We start from the raw sequence: 16,179 nt of genomic DNA, 5'->3' as shown, positions 1-16,179 counted from the left end.
CGAGTCGCGCATGATACGTGTGTTGCACGGTGCCAGGGCAGCATGCGAGCGCCATGCCCGGTCCCAGACGGGACTCGCGGCATGGCTGGCCTTTTCACTTAGCTGTTGCCAACGTGGTCCGGTACGTCGATCCAGATGGTCTTCTGCTCGGTGTACTGGTCGTGCGCCCAGATCGATTTATCGCGTCCGCCGAAGCCCGACTCCTTGTAGCCACCGAACGGCGTGGTGATGTCACCCTCGCCGAAGCAGTTCACCGTCACCACGCCGGCGCGGATTTCCCGCGACAGCCGGATCGCATGGTTCAGGTTGCTCGTATAGACGGAGGCCGCGAGTCCATAGACCGAATCATTCGCCAGCGCGATGGCTTCGTCGACGGTGTTGAACGTCGTGACCGAAAGGATGGGACCGAAGATCTCTTCCCGGAACAGCTTGCTGTCCTGGCCCACGCCGTCGACCACCGTCGGCTCGACGAAAATGCCGCCTTCCGTGCCGCCGCCAAAGGCCACGCGCAGTTTCTCGATGCCGGCCTGCTCGATGTACGAACTCACCTTGCCGAAATGGGCTTCGCTGACCAGCGCGCCAATCCGATGCTCCGGATCGAGAGGATTTCCCATCTTCCATTCGCGCATGTGGACACCGATGCGCGACAGCAGCGCGTCCTTGATCTCGGCATGGACGATCAGGCGCGACGAGGCCGAGCAGTTCTCGCCCATGTTCCAGAAGGCACCGCTGACCACGTGCTGTGCTACGACATCGAGGTTCTCGGCGTCTTTCAGCACCACCGCGGGATTCTTGCCGCCGCACTCGAGCACGATGCGCTTCAGGTTCGAATCGGCCGCGTATCTGAGGAACAGCCGGCCGGTAGCCGTCGAACCGGTGAAGCTGACCATGGACACATCCATGTGCATCCCCAGCGGCTCGCCCACTTCCTTGCCGCCGCCCGGCAGCACATTGAACACGCCGGCGGGCACGCCCGCCTCATGCGCGAGCTCGGCCACGCGCAACGCCGTCAGCGTGGTTTCCTTGGCCGGCTTGACGATGATCGAGCAGCCCGCGGCCAGTGAAGGACCGATTTTCCACGCCAGCATCAGCAACGGGAAGTTCCACGGCAGCACCAGGCCCACCACGCCGATCGGCTCGCGCACCACCAGCGACAATGCGCCCGCCCCGACTGGCGCCGTGCTGTCATAGATCTTGTCGATCAGCTCTGCGTGCCAGCGGATCGTATGGATGGTCTCGGGGATATCGGTGTTCTGGCATTCGCGGATCGGCTTGCCGCTGTCGAGGCTTTCCATGACGGCCAGCTCATGGGCGTTCCTCTCGAGCAGGTCGGCGAAACGCAGCAGGACTGCCTTGCGCTCGGCCGGGGAACGTCGGTGCCAGCGTCCGTCCTCGAATGCGGCTTTGGCTTTCGCCACCGCGATATCGACATCGCGCGCGTCGCAGGCGGCGATGCTGGCCAGCACTTCGCCGGTCGCGGGATTGGTGGTCTGGAACGTTGCGCCCGACACCGCGGGCACACAGGCGCCGTCGATGAATGCCTGCGTCGGCAGTACGATATCCCGGGCGATCGCTGCATATTCGGCAGCCGTCAGTAGCCGCGCCATCAGACCTTCCCCCCGACGACCGCGGCGACATCCTGCCTGAGCCTGGCGACAATCGCCTGCAATGCCTGTTGCTCCGCTTCGTCGAGCCCTTGCAGCGGCGCGCGGACGCCACCCGGACGCAGGCCGGCGAGCTGGCAGCCGAACTTGATCGACTGGACGAACTTCCCGCCTTCCAGGAAATCCATCAGCGGCAGCATCGCGGCCATGATGCGGCGGCCCTTGTCGAAATCCTTCTCGATGATGCACGCTTCATAGAGCGCAACATGCTCGCGCGGGATAAAGTTCGAGCCGGCGCAGACCCAGCTGCGCGCGCCCCAGGCAAAGAACTCCAGCGCCTGGTCGTCCCAGCCGCACGAGATATCGATGTTCTTGAACTCCGTGGCCAGCATGTGCAGCTGTGCCGCCTGGCCCGAGCTTTCCTTGATGGCCACGAAATTGGCGGACGCCGCCGTGACGGTGCGGAAGAACTCGCGGCCCATCGACACGCCCATCCGGCCGGGATAGTTATAGAGCATGATGGGCAGGCCAGCGGCGCGGTCGATGGCAAGCGCGTGCGCGGCGTTTTCCTGCTCGGTCGGCAGCGCGTACGGCGGCGAGCCGACAAGGATGGCGTCGGCGCGGATGGCCTTGGCCGCCTTCGCATACTCGACCGAGTCTTCGGTGCGCACAGCGCCGGTGCCGACCACCAGCGGCACGCGCGTGCCGATGACCTCCCTGGCCAGCGCGGCAAGGTCGAGGCGTTCCTGCGCCGTATGCGCATAGTATTCGCCGGTCGAGCCCCCGATGACGATGCCGTGGACCCTGGCTTCGATCAGGGATTCGAGGACTTCCGCAAAGGCGGCGTTGTCGATCTTGCCTTCCGCCGTCAACGGCGTGATGGCAGGCGTATAGATGCCTTCGAATTTCATGGTTTCTCCGTGGAGTGATGTTGGTGAGAAGGAGCGGCCTAGCGAGTCAGCGATGCCGCTTCCTGCAGGCTGAGCGAGCGCGTTTCCGGAGCCAGTGCCAGCGATACCAGCAGGCCGAGCAGCGTGACCGCGGCGGCGGCGAACATGGTGTTGCCGATGCCGATGCTCTGCAGCGAGATGGGCACCAGCCACGTGCCGATGGCTGCGCCGATGCGTGACAGCGAGGCGCCCAGGCCCACCGCGGCGGAGCGGATCTCGGTGGGGAACAGTTCATTCGGATAGACCAGCTGCAGCACCTGGGCACCGCCGATAAAGACCGCGTAGGCGCCGAAAAACGCCAGCACCAGCATCTCCGCGCCATTGGAGAACGCGCCCAATCCCAGCAGTGCAAGACCGGACCACAGGAAGCTATGGATCAGCATGCTGCGCCGGCCGATGACATTGATCAGCCGCGTGGCGATGAAGCAGCCCACCACGAACAGCAGCGTGATGGCCACCGAGCCATACGACGCCCACGCGCCCTTCAGGTTGAGTGCCTGCAATACCGTCGGCGCGAATGCATACACCGCAAAGACCGGAATGACCGAGCAGCTCCAGAACACCGACACGAACAGCATGCGCTTGCCGTAGCCCGAGTGCAGCAGGCTCAGGATCGACACCTTTTTCTCGGGCGGCTGTTCCGGCAGGTTCCGCAGCGAGAAGGACGGGCCATAGACCTTCCTGATGACGCGCTCGGCTTCTGCCGTGCGCCCCTTGCTCAGCAGCCAGCGCGGCGATTCAGGCGTGCCGATGCGCAGCAGCACCAGGACCACGCCGATCGCTGCCGGGCTGGCCAGCACCAGGCGCCATGCATCGGGCTGCCCGCTATCCAGGATCGCGTTTCCGACGATATAGGCGAGCGCGGCACCGGCGAACCACAGGATGGTCAGCATCGCCAGCCGTGGGCCGCGGTACTTCTTCGGCAAGAACTCCACCAGCAGGGATCCGGCGACCGGATATTCAAAGCCGACACCCACGCCGATCAGGAAGCGGAAGAAAAACAGCGCCACGCCCGAATCGGCCCAGAACTGCGCCACCGAGCACAGCACGAAGATCGTCGGCCCGAAGAAATACAGTTTCTGGCGGCCCAGGTGCCCGGTCAGCAGGCCGCCAAGAAAGCCGCCGAAAAAGATGCCGAGCAAGGCGGAGGCCGCCACCATGCCTTGCCAGAAGCCGTCCAGCTCGAGCGCGGACGACAGCTGCACCATCGCCACGCCGATGATGCTCAGGACGTAGCCGTCCAGCACCCAGCCGCCGCCGGAGCGCACGCAGAGCAGCTGGTGGAACTTATTCAACGGCACGTCTTCGATCGAAACATTGTTTGCCACGCTTTGTCTCCTGCAATGCCCAGGCCGCCCTGATGGAATGCGGAACCTGAGTCTTTTAATGAAACCGAAGGGTCCGGGGACCCATGGATGAACGATCAGATCTCCCTGCCCGCGCGACGCTGTCCCAGCCATAGATTGGTGTTGACGCCCAGGGACAGGAACGGCTCGGGCGGATTCCTGTTCGGCCCCGGCGATGACAGCAGGAAGTCGATCAGGTCATTGCGCTCGCCCGCCAGGTAATCCGCCAGCAAGGTCCCGGTGACGGTGCCGCGCGTCACCCCCAGGCCATTGCAGCAAAGCGCGCCGTAGACATTGGGAGCGAGCTGGCCGAAATGGCCCATGTGGTTGCGCGAGAGCGCCAGCGAGCCGCCCCACGTGTATTCGAATTCGACGCCGGGCAGCATCGGGAACCGGCGCTCGAAGGACTCCCGGTGGGTCCTGACAAAGCGGTCCAGGTATTTCTGCTGGCTCCGTCCGTCGCGATTGAAGCTGAAGCTGTTCCTGACCAGGATGCGGTTGTCGTGGGTGCGGCGCAGCGTCGTGCCGAACGGGTCCGCGGGGATCAGGCCCCAGAACGGCTTGCCGCCGAGGCGCGCCTGCTCGGCCGGTGTCAGCGGCCGGGTCAGGCTTGCATAGGTGAAGATCGGCAGCATGGTCCCTTGCAGGAAGCCGAAGCGCATGCCGAAGGCGTTGTTGGTCAGGACCAGCTGGTCCGCGACGATGCGGCCATGCCGGTGCGTCAGCACGGTCTTTTCACCGTATTCCACGTCGGTGATGGCCGTGTGCTCGTAGAGCTCCACGTTTGCGGGAAGGCTGCTGGCCAGGCCCTTCACCAGCGCCGCCGGCTGGATCAGCGCGGTGCCGGGGGTGAACAGCGCCTTCCGGTAGTAGGACGTGCCGATGTGATCGGGCAAGGCCTCGCCTTCGATCATCTCGTACGGCTGGCCAAGCTTGTCCAGGCCGCGGCGATAGGCGTCGAGTACGGCGACGCCGCGATCTTCGATCGCTGCCTGGTATTTGCCGGAGGCCCGGAACTGGCAATCGATCTGGTGTGCCTCCACCAGCGACCGGAGGATCTGCTGCCCGGTCAGGTTCAGTTTCAGGCTGGTCTTCGCCGTTTCAATCTCGCCGATGTAGTCCTCCGCACCGATGTCATGGGGCAGGTCGATCGCAAAGCCCGCATTTCGCCCGGACGCCCCCAATCCCACCTCCTGGGCCTCCACCAGCACCACCCTGTCGCCCGGAAAGTTGAGCGCCAGTTGCCGGGCCGCGGCGAGGCCGGTGAATCCCGCGCCGATCACCACCCAGCGCGCCCTGGTCTCTCCCGAATGCGATGGCTTCGGCTTGCGCGGCTGGCTCAGGTGAAACCAGCCGCAAGTCGAATCGTCGGCGGGAATGGAAGTTACTTTGGTCATCTCGAAAACTCGCTGTCGCCCTTGTCTCCACCGCTCGCAACCCGGCGCCGGAGCGCGTGTCGCAGCCGTTGTGGTCATTGCGTTCGTCTGTCTACAAATTGTAGACATAGAATATTCATACGCTAGACATACCGCCATCAGGGTAAACACGGCAACGAAATGACGACTAATGCGCCTTAAAATCCACTTTTTGCTCAGGCAATCGGGCTGGCGGCGCCGCGCGCCCGCCCGCCTGCTATAAAATGTCTACGATTGATAGACAAAGGCGATGAAGATGGCGAAGACAAAGGCAGCCGCGGAGAACGAGTCCCTGCAGGCCGATCCCTCCGTTGACCGGAAGGCGCTGCTGAACGAAGCCCTGCGCAGGCGTATCGTCAGCATGGAGATGGCGCCGGGCGCCGTGGTGGACGAACTGGCGTTAAGCGAGGAGTTCGGCTTGTCCCGGCCACCAGTCCGTGAACTGATGCGGCAGATGGCCGCCGAGGGATATATCGAGCTGGAGGCCAACCGGGCGGCGCGCGTGTCGTCGATGAACCATCAGTCGCTGCGGAATTTCTTCCAGGCCGCGCCGCTGATCTATATCGCGACCACGCAACTGGCCGCGACGAATGCAACGCGTGCCGAGATCGATGAACTGAAGCAGATCCAGCTGCGGTTCCGCGAAGCCATCGAAAAGAACGATGTCGAGAACCGCGTGCTGTACAACGACCAGTTCCATCTGCAGATCGGCAGGATGGCGCATAACCCCTACCTGATGCCCAGCCTGCGCCGGATCCTGATCGACCATGCCCGGCTCGGCAAGATCTTCTACCGCCATCCGACCACGCACGACATGGAGGCGGATCTCGGCAAGGCGGCCGGCCAGCACGAGCAGATCATCGAGGCCATCGAGCGTCACGATGCGCAGGCCGCCGGAGATATCGTGCGCGCGCACATGGAACTGTCGCGGCGGCGGATCACGGAGTACGTCGCGCCTGTCGGCGTCGAGGTGCCGCTCACGTAGTGATGCCCGCCTGGCCGCACCGCAAGGCTGCGGGCTACCCTGCCGGCAAGCAGGTATTTCTTGCTGTGGCGCCCGCCCAGAAGTCCGAACACATAGATGCCTGCCACATTGGCAAGCGCGAAGATGGCGAGCGCGGCCACCCCGTCGGCCGGACGCATGCCGCGATCGATCAGATAAGCGGGCAAGTGGCTGGCGATGAAGGCCAGCTGGAAGCCGCAAGCCAGGAAGCCAAGGTTCAGCAGCCAGAAGCCGGGATGGCTGAGGGCCTCATACCGCGGCCAGCAGCGGCAGCTCGCCGGCCGGCTTGCCTTCGCCACTGCGTGCCGACGCGACGACGGCGGCGCGAGCCTGGAAAGGCAGCGCCATCGGCAGCGCCACGGCCAGCGCAACGGCGAGGATCAGCAGCGTGGCCGCCCATCTATTGCAGCCGCCCCGGCGCCCTGCCTCAAGCGATCATTCTGTCGTTTTGCCATGCGCACCACGCATGGCAGAGGCGTCGCGGATCGTGCTGTAATGGGGTTTCGCGCGTCTTTATGCCGTGTTTGCCTGGAGGCCCCGCATGTCTGTCCCGCTCGTCCGACTGTTCCCGCTAGACCTGCTCAAGGGCTTCGTCGCCGTCGGCCGGCGCATGAGCATCACCCAGGCCGCGGACGACCTGTGCCTGACGCAGTCGGCGGTCAGCCGGCAGATCCACGCGCTGGAAGAGCAGCTGAAGGTGCCGCTGTTCGTGCGCAAGCATCGCGGCGTCGCCTTTACCGCCGAGGGCGAACGGTTGTTCCGCAGCGCCGACAGCGCGCTGCAGCAACTGCAGGACGTGGTGGCCGAGGTACGCCGCATCGAGGGCCAGCGGCCGGTCACGGTCACGGCCAGCATCGGCGTGACCGGCTTGTGGCTGCTGCCGCGGCTGGGCAGCCTGCAGAAGACGCATCCGCACCTGGACGTGCGCCTGTCAGCCAGCAACCGCATCAGCGACCTGCGTGCCGAGGGCATCGACCTCGCCGTGCGCTATTGCCGCGACGCCGCGGCGCCGCCCGGTGCCATACGCCTGTTCGGCGAGCACATCGCCCCGGTGGCCCATCCCTCGCTGGCGCACGAGATAGCCGAAGCCGGCGGGCACGACGAGCCGCTGCTGAGCCTGCCGCTTCTGGAATTCGACGATCCCCGCACATGGCTGCAGTGGCGCAGCTGGCTGGAGCCAGGCGGCTACCACCAGGCGAGCCAGCGCGGCATGCTGCGCTTCAACCAATACGACCAGGTCATCCATGCCGCGCTGGCGGGCCAGGGTATCGCACTCGGGCGGCTGGAACTGGTGCGGCCGCTGATCGATGGCGGCCAGCTCGTGATCGTGCCGACGGCGCTGCAGGCGCCGCCGAGTCCGAACGCTTACTGGCTGATCCATGCCTCGGACCAGCCGCGCGAGGATGTCAGGCGCGTGGCCGAATGGATCTGCCAGGAAGCCGCGCACACTGTCACGACGCCCGCGCGCGCCACAGCCACCTGAAGCGCCTGACCCACGTCGATCCAGCGCTGCGGGAACGCGGTGGCGCTTCGATCTGGCACAACGCGGGGCCGGCGCCATGCAGCGCGGCGACAAACACATCGGCGTCGCGATGCAGCCGGTAGCGTTCGCCGGGCGCAAGCATGACGTCAGGCGATGGCCTGTCCCCGGCTTCAAACGTCAGCCACAGGCTGCCGCCGCAGCAGGCCAGTTCAGCGCCGGCAGGCAATCGCAGGCGCCGGCATTCCCCTTCGAGGGATAGAGTGCATGAGGACATGAAAGGCTCCGGTTGGCCTTTCCATTGTGCGAACCGGCGAGGTGGCCTGCCATGAGCATTGCGTCGGCATGGCATGCCTGGCCGGCATGCCGCGCATGCCACCCCACCCCCGCTCCCCGGCCCTCAAAACCGATGCCGCAAGCCCACGCTCACCGACCTGGCATCGTCGCCGCTGCCCGGATCGATCGCGATGCTGTTGATGCTGGCGCTGCCGCCCGGACTGTTATGCACCCACACCGCCCGCATGTACGCCGTGGTGCGCTTGCTCAGGTCATGATCCCAGCCGATGGTCATGGCCAGCGGCCGTTCCCCGCCGCCCAGGATCTGCCGCTTGATTGCCGCGGCCTTGAAGATGTCGCGCGGCGTCACTGTCCAGCTGAAGGTCACGCCATAGTGGCGCGCCGACCGCGTCTCGGGGCGGTTGCTGCTTGCCATGCTGAACAGCAGGCCGACTTCCACCGGCTTGAAGCGGTAAGAGCCGCCGACAAAGTGGTTCGACGTCAGCGTCGGCTCCACCGGCACGTTGGCGCCGGTGTACATGCCCTGGTAGGTGTAGAACGCGTAGACGTTGCCGGCTTCGTAGGTCGCGTTCATGCCGAAGTTCAGCCCCGAGCGCGGCGACCCCGGCACCTCGCCCGGCGCCACCGCCGCGCCGAAGGCGAAGCCGCCCCAGTTGGGCGAGAAGTACTGCACGGCGTTGTCGAATCGCGCGCCATAGGCGACATGCCCGGTGCCCTGCGATGCCGTGGCGCTGAGCAGGTTGAATGGCGACACCGCGCCGTTGAGCAGGAACGGGTCGAGCCGCAGCAGCGCATAGAACGACGGCGTGTACTGGCGGCCGAGGCGGACTTCGCCCCACCCGTCGGACAAGCCCATGTACGCCTGCCGCCCGAACAGGCGGTTGCCGAAGAACTCGGTGCCGTTGTCGATACTGAAGCCTGACTCGACCAGAAAGTTGGCCTTGAGGCCGCCGCCCAGGTCCTCGATGCCGCGGATGCCCCAGCGCGATGCCGCCTGCTGGCCTTCCCGCATCCGCACCACGCTGTCGGATCCCCGCGCGTATTCAATCGAGGCATCGACCACGCCGTACAGCTGCATCGTCCCCGCGGCCGTGTTGCCGCCGTAGAGCGCCGCCCCGGCCAATCCCGTCGCCATCCACTGTCTAGCCTTCACGCTGCCCGTCTCCCGTCCTCGTTGTTGTCTTCGTGTGTTGCGCTTGCTGCTTGTTGCCTTCATTCCGCCTTCATTCCGCCTTCAGTCCGCCTTCAGTCCCGCCACCTTCACCACCTCGCCCCATGCCGCAAGGTCGGCGCTGACGAGCTTCGCCAGTTCCGCCGCGCTGGCCGGCGTGGCCGGCTTCAGGTTCATCGCGGCGAAGCGTTCGCGGTCTTCGGGCGATTGCAGGATGCGGTTCACCTCCGCGTTGAGCCGCGCGACGATCGGCGCGGGCAAGCCCCTGGGCCCGAACAACGCGACCCAGCTGGCTTGCTGGAACGGCACGCCCTGCTCGGTCATGGTCGGCACGTCGGGCGTGGGCAGCAGCCGCTCCGGGCCCGACACGGCAATGCCGCGAATGCGGCTGGATTTCAGGTGCGGGATGGACGAGACCGAATCGGTGATGCCGATGGTCACGTGGCCGGCGGCCAGGTCGTTGCTGCACTGGGTCGCGGTCTTGTAGGGGATATGGCGCAGGTGGATGCCGGTCTTCGCCTTCAGGTACTCCATCGCCAGGTGGCCGCCAGAGCCCACGCCCCACGAGCAGTACGCCAGTTCGCTCTTGCTGGCCTTCACATAGGCCAGCAGTTCCTGCAGGTTGCGCACGGGCACGCCGGCGCTGACGGCGAGCAGGTTGCCGCCCGGCGCGCTGGGGCGCGCGATCGGCGTGAAATCCCTGACCGGGTCATAGGGCAGCGACGGCGTGGTCCACGGGTTCACCGTCAGCGTGGCGGAATAGGTGAACAGCAGCGTGTATCCGTCCGGGGCGGCGCGGGCCACGGTCTCGCTGGCGATGATGCCGTTGGCGCCGGGGCGGTTGTCGACCACGACCGGCTGCTTCAGCGCCGTGGTCAGGCGCTCGTGACAAGGTCGAACAGTTACGGATTGGCGCAACCGGATAGTTCCGGATGGCCTCCAAGATTTCCGTTATCTATCAAATACTTAAGCACCACCGCGCAGCTCCTGCCTACGGCAGTCCAAGCCCCTTGATTGCGGGAATTGACAATGAACTATTTTCGGCCGAAAAGTACAATAGTTCCGGATGGAGGGGGCGAAAAAATCGCCCCCCAAACGAGACATCATGAATCGAGCAGCCCTTGCTTCTTGTAGAAGTCCTCGTTAGCCTGGTCGAGCGGGTTAGGCACCTGGACGACGACCTCAGCGCCATCAGACTTTACGTCTGGCGTCTGCATGTTGTATGACGCGGCTTCGGCCCTGCCGGTTTCCTGGTCACGCACCAACGCTGCAGCATCCTTTGCAGCGCTGACCGTCGAACCAATTGCGCCCGCAAGGGGGTTGCCCATGCGCTGCTGAGCTTCGACATGTTGCTGATGCTCCTGATTTGACATCTGCGCGCGAAGGCTAGGGGTCTTCTTCGCCATTTTCATTCTCCTGTACTGGTCGTCAAACTCATAGACGTCCATCTTCGTCCACGAGGCCGAGCCAAACCTGCGAGCGTCCTCCGGCACCATTTCAAGACGCTCCTTGACGCCATCGTTGCGCTTCCAAAGCAGAACGCGCTGAAAGCCGGTCAACGCCTTGAGCCACACTGACCGACTCTTCGTCTTGCCGGGCGACTTTGCGCCGTCGTTAAAATAGTCAATCAGCCCCCTTGAGGTCCACCTAGCGCCGCGGAAGTACACAATCCCCTTGCGACATTCTCGCTGGACCCACGGCAAGAATCGGTCATTGACCTCTTCCTCCGTGTAAGCCCTCCGCGCATCGCCAAACCGCTGGAGTTGCGTGTACCGGTGCAAGTCGGCAGGATAGATGTCGATGTCCTTCCTCCGCATTTCCTCCGTTCGAAGGTTGGACACATCATGGCAGAGATTGTGATAGTTGAACGCCCTGAGCATGTACCTTTCTAGGTCGTCGAGCGGAATCGCCTTACCCTTTCTCCGGTAGAGCAGCCGCATCTCTTTTGCGAGCGCATTGGTGTCACGGGTTGTGCCGAGCTTGTCTTCTGCCATCATGCGAATAAGAGTGCCATTCAGCGACTCGATTCGCCCCTTCTTCTGGCCTTGCGACGGCGGTGCCAGCACCCGGATTAACCCCATCTTATCCACGGCCGCGGCGACCACGGACTCCGATGCGCCAGCTCCGTTATCGACATACACCGCGTCGATGTTCCCGTGGAGAAGGCCCTTGAGAACACCCAAACCAAGTGCACTTGCCCGCCTCTGCTTGGGAAGAAAGATGGATGCGATACATCGCCGGAAGCTCTCGCCATTCTCGCCTTTCAGAGCGAACTCCCACCCTAAAACAGCACCTGTGAGGCGGGAAACTGCGTAGACGACCTTTACTGTGGTCTTAACAGTTTTCCCTTTCACCTTGACGGCAACGCCCACTTTTGGCATCCAGCCGTCGATGTCAACAATTTCGATGACGCCGAACGTGATGTCGCTCGATTGGCCAGACATTGCCCTCTCGAACTGAGTACTGATGACCACACCGTTCCGCAGGGCCTTCAGATTGTCCCGCACGATGATTGCTGGCGCGTGGTACATGAACATCCGAAACGTTGGAATGCTCCATTTCGACCGCTTCGCGTAATAGAGCCGCTTGATGAGGCGCCAAGTTTGCCTCAGAGAATTTCTACCTCGCGCCCAGAACTCCTTCAGTCCCTTAGCAAACTTCTTGAGGTCAAGCAGCCCCACCGGACACCGCCGTTTGAACGTCTTCTCCCCATTGAGAAATGCCTCCGCCTTACTCAGACTTTCGTCGAAGGACAGCGGACCTGGCTTGCTCCTATTCAGACCTGCTCGTAACACCTGTGGCGCGCCCCGCAGTGGCGTCAGCCTGAGCAAAGCGGTCGGCCCACCGCCAAAGTGAAAGTACTTCCGGATGAGTTCCAGAAGATAGGGCTTGTAGGTGTCCTTGCGTCCGAGCGCCTGAAGCACTTCCGAGATTCGCCGGTCAAGAGCACCACTGTCGAAGATGACTTCGTCGTTGATGCCGAAGTCTTTAGGGTCACCGTTCCCGACCTTGTCCACCATCAACAGAGCGCACAGCAGCGCATTTCGATACTGCAATCCGACCATAGCCGAAGGAGGAACAGCCTCAATCGGACTGTCCATGAACGCAGGTCTCACGGTATCCGGCACAACGAATACCTCCTGCGCCTCACAGAAACCCATAAGCCGTTCTGGCTTTCGGCGTCCGTCCGGCGCCTTTCCGGCCCAGACCTTCTGGGCGTAAAGTGTCATGGTGAAAGGGTCCCATGCAATTGCCCTTCGCATGGTTTCGGCTTCATCACTTCTGGCCGCCAGGGTCGGACATTTGAACACTGTGAACCGACGCAATCCGGCGGGCCATTCCGACGCCCAAACTTCGGCGAGCCATAGCAACTGCGATTCCGTCGCTTTGGGCGGCAGGAGGTCGCTCTGCCGAGCCACTTCCGGCTGTACTACTTGATTGGCTTCCATAGTCGTCTCCTTTCGACGCTAACGGAGCAGATGAAGGTCTTTGTCTGGCATGAGCGGTTGTGTGTGGTCAACCCTGAGCATGCCAAAGCTAACCGCGATGGCGAACAGCTGATGTGCCCTATCAACCGATATGCCGAGTTGCTTTGCTACGCGGCTCATTACAGACGACATCCGACCCTCCGTTGAACGGGTCAGCAAATAATCGGCGAACATATGTGCCTCGTTGTACTGGCCCACCACATCCTGGTCACGAATTGTTCGAAACATGACCAGGCAATTTGACAGCTCATGCGCTTGGTATGGATTGCTGAGCATGAGCTGCCAAGTCCATCCGAGCTTCCCCAGCGCTTCTTTTTCACGCTGGAGACGCGCCTTCTCCTTATCGCTAAACGTCTCCTTCTTCGCCGACTTCACATCGATGCCGTGATAGTGCAGGTGAAAATCTGGTGGAAGCAGCATCGTGACGACAATATCGATGGTCATCTGGTCTGTCTTGTACAGGCGCCGACCAGCTTTGACTGCTCGGTCGAATGCACCGTCCTTCAGGATGGGATATCCAAACGGTCAGCCGAAACGCTGCACCGGAGCTATGGACACGCTCTTTCCTCGCCCCGTTGTTCGCGAAGACGCATTCGCGACGAGCAGCGACCCTAGCGCAGACGCTTCAGCATGACTTCTGGCCGCGCTATGAATGGAACTGTCCCCAACGCATTCTCCGCGCCCGCTGCTTTGTTGTAGCTGCTATCCCGTGAAGCCGTTTCACCTCGTCATACGAAAGGCTGTCGACCTGGCCTTCCTCTCCCGCCGGAATCTGACTCACAAAGCCTTCTGCAACACTCGATTTCAATAGCCGCCGCAGATAGTCTTCAGGCGTCTCTTCGTGCTTTCGCAGTGCCTTCCTTGCTTCAGGAAGCATTCCGCTGGCGAGAAGCTTCCTGAATGACTGGACGCATGGAAACCCCTGTCGTAACTTGCAGGAGGAGAGTCGTCCAGAGAAGCCGATAGCGCGAAGAGTCTTAGCTCGACGTGCGATGTGTTCAGCAAGGGACGCGTCGGTTTTTTCTAAGATAGCGACTCCATCGCACCGCGGTGCCGGTTCGATTCCAAGCTCTTTGAGGCGACCAAGTGTGAGGACCTTTTGCTCCGACCTGCTCAAGCGTGACTTCAGTTCGGCATGCGTACTCCGTGGGTACTTCTTCTTGAGCTGTTGGTACTTGGCGCCAAGCTCGGCCATCCGCTTGGTAAGTTCAGCAGCCTTTCTCCGTCGGTATGTCTTTCTGTACCCGGCATCTTTCGCCGTTGGAACGACTGTGAGACTGGCGTCCTCGGAAGCCATCTTTTTCGAGCGGAGAGCATCAACTACGTTGCGCCAACCACCGAACAACGCCAGGAGAAGAAGCAGCATTTGAACCGCTTTCCGGGGAAGCACGCCTCGTTTAATCTCTCTTAACGTGCAGCGAATTCCATTGCGGAGACCCGCTCTGTCCATTTTTGATGAATAGGGTGTTTCGGCCGTGAAGTCATCCCACGCCCCCCAATGAATCCTACCGCCACCAAATATTCCCAGATTTTTCATCTGATTCTGAATCAGATGCAGGACCGCTTCGTACTGAAGTTTCGGCACTGCTGAGACGTCAAGCATTTCGGACAGCGCTGAAGCGAATTCAAACTCAACCTCTTCCTGCGCTGAGCTTGCTGGTCGAATTATCTGCACCCGAGGATGACCACAAAGGCATTTAAGGCTCGGGCCCGATGTCATTAGAGAAGAACGCGCTGCCGCGCCGCAAGCTTCGCAGTTTGTGAAAAGCCACTCCTGATGCTTCAAGCAGCACGTGCTTTCGTTGAGGATGCACTGGATACGCCAGACCCCTTCTCCTATAGTTGCCAAGTCTTCTGCAAGACAAATCCTGCAGAACGCGGGCCTCCAAGCCTGACTCGCACGTCGGACTGAAAGACCGCAGAGGATACTGACGCCCCAGTAGCTTTGGTAAAGATGGTGTTCAATCAGTCGCTCCTTTGCCGCATCAGGCATGAGTCGTGCCAACGCCGGCACGAACGTGTTATGGTTCAGCATGAACAGCGCATCTTCTTCGTCCAGCCCCAGAAAGCGGCAAGCGTTCATGAGACCCGATGGCAGCGCCCAACTCATGCGACACCATTTGGTCTCAGGCCACTCAAAATCGTCCCGCTCCTCTGATGCCGGCGCCACTGCATAGCGCTGGGACTTCAAATAGGTTGCAACTACCTCTCCGCGAAGTATGTCCCGGTATATGATTCTTAGAGCCATGTTTGCCTCCTACGCTGTCACTTGGGTTCCTTCTTTTCGAGATAATCATGCACGGTTCTCAGGCGAAGCTTCGATGCGTGGGCAATGGATGCTATGGAAATCAACTTATTGCGCTCGTGAAGCCGTGTGACGGCCCACTCAATCCGCTCTCTAACGAACGCCTGTCGCGAATCGGGGTGCGTGACCATCCAGCTTGCGCCCGATGCATTCTGCTTTGCTTTAGCGAATTTCCTCTCTTGGAGCCCAAGACCCATGCGCATCTGATAGTCCGACCGAGAGGCAGGTAGCCCAGCACGCGCGCAAGAGCCACTTGCCGCTGAATCAGCCAGGACGCCAAGCATCGACTTCGAGTAGCCTTCTTGACCGCGCTTGCCACGGCGAACGATACGCTTGGGTAGATGAGCTTCAAACCAGCGTCGGTCGTTGGTGCGCAGCCACGCGTACAGCCTCCACTTCCGCCCCCGAAGCACCGTCCTGGATGCCTCAGGATGCTCCGCTCGCGCCTTGAGCCATTCCTTTCGCTTCGCTGTTCGAAGGCTGCAGGTCACTTGCGCCGGCTGGTAGCACGGCGTTTCGCGTGCAGGCGCGGTGCACCCGTTGGATTCTTCCAGAAACCATCGCATCAGAATCGCTAGCGCCGGATGAACCCCGGCGTTGTCTTGCCGACGCAATCCATGACAGATTCGACTTGCGGCCTCTGGGTTCTGTGCAAGCTCGGTAAGGCGACAGTCCTCAAAGCCCGCTGAAAACTTCTTGACGAAGTCCGCATTGAGTTGTTCCGCAGCAAGAACGCCCGACGAGTTGATGTACTTGCGCTCCTGAAGCAGGTCGTACAATCGCTTCAGTGCATCGCCGTAGCCTGGAGCGATGGCCACCTGCCACGACCTCTCTGAAAATGCGACGCTATTTGCCCTACGTGCGCCCTGAGCTTTGGTTCTGCATAGCGACTCATACGTTGAACAGGTGTCGGCGAGGACATACGCCACCCAGTGGATTGGGCAATAGGTCGAATACGGCAAGCATTCGTGGCAATGTGATACCTCGCGCCCGACAGAAGCGAGCGCCTCTTTCCTGCACTCCGGGCATCTCAGTCCGTACCGGTGCGTGGACTCCAACAGTCCCGGGGCATGTACCATCGCGATGACTCTGGCACCCTCGACAAGCTCCTCGTCAAGTC

Annotated in this window: 12 protein-coding genes and 1 pseudogene; 2 read left to right on the top strand and 11 right to left on the bottom strand. The window is 62.1% G+C overall.

Going from position 1 to position 16,179, the window contains the following annotated elements; all coding sequences use genetic code 11:
* Positions 1 to 98: 98 nt before the first annotated feature.
* From J8I34_RS21950 to J8I34_RS21935, 4 genes are all read right to left on the bottom strand, one after another.
* Entirely contained in the window at positions 99 to 1,607 is a 1,509-nt protein-coding gene (locus J8I34_RS21950) for an aldehyde dehydrogenase (protein ID WP_209807019.1), read from the bottom strand.
* Positions 1,607 to 2,515, bottom strand: coding sequence for a dihydrodipicolinate synthase family protein (locus J8I34_RS21945; protein ID WP_209807018.1), 909 nt, complete (start codon positions 2,513 to 2,515; stop codon positions 1,607 to 1,609). Before J8I34_RS21945 ends, J8I34_RS21950 begins: the two co-directional genes overlap by 1 nt.
* A gap of 38 nt (positions 2,516 to 2,553) precedes the next feature.
* Positions 2,554 to 3,882 carry an MFS transporter gene (locus J8I34_RS21940; RefSeq protein WP_209807017.1) on the bottom strand — a complete coding sequence of 443 codons (1,329 nt, stop codon included), beginning with the start codon at positions 3,880 to 3,882 and terminating at the stop codon, positions 2,554 to 2,556.
* 95 nt (positions 3,883 to 3,977) lie between these two features.
* Positions 3,978 to 5,297, bottom strand: coding sequence for an NAD(P)/FAD-dependent oxidoreductase (locus J8I34_RS21935; RefSeq protein ID WP_029045006.1), 1,320 nt, complete (start codon positions 5,295 to 5,297; stop codon positions 3,978 to 3,980).
* 274 nt (positions 5,298 to 5,571) lie between these two features.
* Here J8I34_RS21935 and J8I34_RS21930 point away from each other — a divergent pair, with 274 nt between their 5' ends.
* Together J8I34_RS21930 and J8I34_RS21920 are read left to right on the top strand one after the other, a co-directional pair.
* On the top strand, positions 5,572 to 6,300 hold the full coding sequence (locus tag J8I34_RS21930; protein WP_029045005.1) for a GntR family transcriptional regulator: 729 nt from the start codon (positions 5,572 to 5,574) through the stop codon (positions 6,298 to 6,300).
* Between the two features lie 559 nt (positions 6,301 to 6,859).
* Positions 6,860 to 7,801 (top strand): LysR substrate-binding domain-containing protein, encoded by a 942-nt coding sequence (locus J8I34_RS21920; protein WP_209775715.1) that lies wholly within the window; start codon positions 6,860 to 6,862, stop codon positions 7,799 to 7,801.
* On the opposite strand, the gene J8I34_RS21915 is transcribed toward J8I34_RS21920, so the two are convergent.
* From J8I34_RS21915 to J8I34_RS21885, 7 genes and pseudogenes are all read right to left on the bottom strand, one after another.
* Entirely contained in the window at positions 7,770 to 8,075 is a 306-nt protein-coding gene (locus J8I34_RS21915; protein ID WP_209775714.1) for a DUF2917 domain-containing protein, read from the bottom strand. The two genes, J8I34_RS21920 and J8I34_RS21915, sit on opposite strands and share 32 nt — an antisense overlap.
* Before the next feature lie 123 nt (positions 8,076 to 8,198).
* Positions 8,199 to 9,230, bottom strand: coding sequence for a porin (locus tag J8I34_RS21910; RefSeq protein WP_209775729.1), 1,032 nt, complete (start codon positions 9,228 to 9,230; stop codon positions 8,199 to 8,201).
* A 99-nt stretch (positions 9,231 to 9,329) separates the two neighbouring features.
* Positions 9,330 to 10,169 (bottom strand): annotated as a pseudogene (locus J8I34_RS21905) (Bug family tripartite tricarboxylate transporter substrate binding protein); the annotation flags it as partial.
* A 200-nt stretch (positions 10,170 to 10,369) separates the two neighbouring features.
* Positions 10,370 to 12,715: a TnsB C-terminal domain-containing protein gene (locus tag J8I34_RS21900; RefSeq protein ID WP_209807016.1), complete on the bottom strand. Its 2,346-nt coding sequence runs from the start codon at positions 12,713 to 12,715 to the stop codon at positions 10,370 to 10,372.
* 18 nt (positions 12,716 to 12,733) lie between these two features.
* Positions 12,734 to 13,198 (bottom strand): PDDEXK family nuclease, encoded by a 465-nt coding sequence (locus J8I34_RS21895; RefSeq protein ID WP_209807015.1) that lies wholly within the window; start codon positions 13,196 to 13,198, stop codon positions 12,734 to 12,736.
* A gap of 202 nt (positions 13,199 to 13,400) precedes the next feature.
* Complete coding sequence (locus tag J8I34_RS21890) at positions 13,401 to 15,002, bottom strand: hypothetical protein (protein WP_209807014.1); 1,602 nt, start codon at positions 15,000 to 15,002, stop codon at positions 13,401 to 13,403.
* 17 nt (positions 15,003 to 15,019) lie between these two features.
* Positions 15,020 to 15,877, bottom strand: a complete 858-nt coding sequence (locus J8I34_RS21885; RefSeq protein ID WP_209807013.1) for a TnsD family Tn7-like transposition protein — start codon at positions 15,875 to 15,877, stop codon at positions 15,020 to 15,022.
* Between the last annotated feature and the right edge of the window lie 302 nt (positions 15,878 to 16,179).

Origin of the sequence: Cupriavidus phytohabitans (assembly GCF_017815025.1) — a bacterium.
Lineage (GTDB): Bacteria > Pseudomonadota > Gammaproteobacteria > Burkholderiales > Burkholderiaceae > Cupriavidus.
The sequence above is the reverse complement of the archived record's forward strand: the minus strand, read 5'-3'. Positions and strand labels throughout refer to the sequence as shown.

Coding starts and splice junctions, on each gene's coding strand:
- J8I34_RS21915 (WP_209775714.1), bottom strand. CDS start 8,075: ATGTCCTCATGCACTCTATCCCTCGAAGGGGAATGCCGGCGCCTGCGA.
- J8I34_RS21895 (WP_209807015.1), bottom strand. CDS start 13,198: ATGACCATCGATATTGTCGTCACGATGCTGCTTCCACCAGATTTTCAC.
- J8I34_RS21890 (WP_209807014.1), bottom strand. CDS start 15,002: ATGGCTCTAAGAATCATATACCGGGACATACTTCGCGGAGAGGTAGTT.
- J8I34_RS21950 (WP_209807019.1), bottom strand. CDS start 1,607: ATGGCGCGGCTACTGACGGCTGCCGAATATGCAGCGATCGCCCGGGAT.
- J8I34_RS21910 (WP_209775729.1), bottom strand. CDS start 9,230: ATGGCGACGGGATTGGCCGGGGCGGCGCTCTACGGCGGCAACACGGCC.
- J8I34_RS21920 (WP_209775715.1), top strand. CDS start 6,860: ATGTCTGTCCCGCTCGTCCGACTGTTCCCGCTAGACCTGCTCAAGGGC.
- J8I34_RS21945 (WP_209807018.1), bottom strand. CDS start 2,515: ATGAAATTCGAAGGCATCTATACGCCTGCCATCACGCCGTTGACGGCG.
- J8I34_RS21930 (WP_029045005.1), top strand. CDS start 5,572: ATGGCGAAGACAAAGGCAGCCGCGGAGAACGAGTCCCTGCAGGCCGAT.
- J8I34_RS21900 (WP_209807016.1), bottom strand. CDS start 12,715: ATGGAAGCCAATCAAGTAGTACAGCCGGAAGTGGCTCGGCAGAGCGAC.
- J8I34_RS21935 (WP_029045006.1), bottom strand. CDS start 5,297: ATGACCAAAGTAACTTCCATTCCCGCCGACGATTCGACTTGCGGCTGG.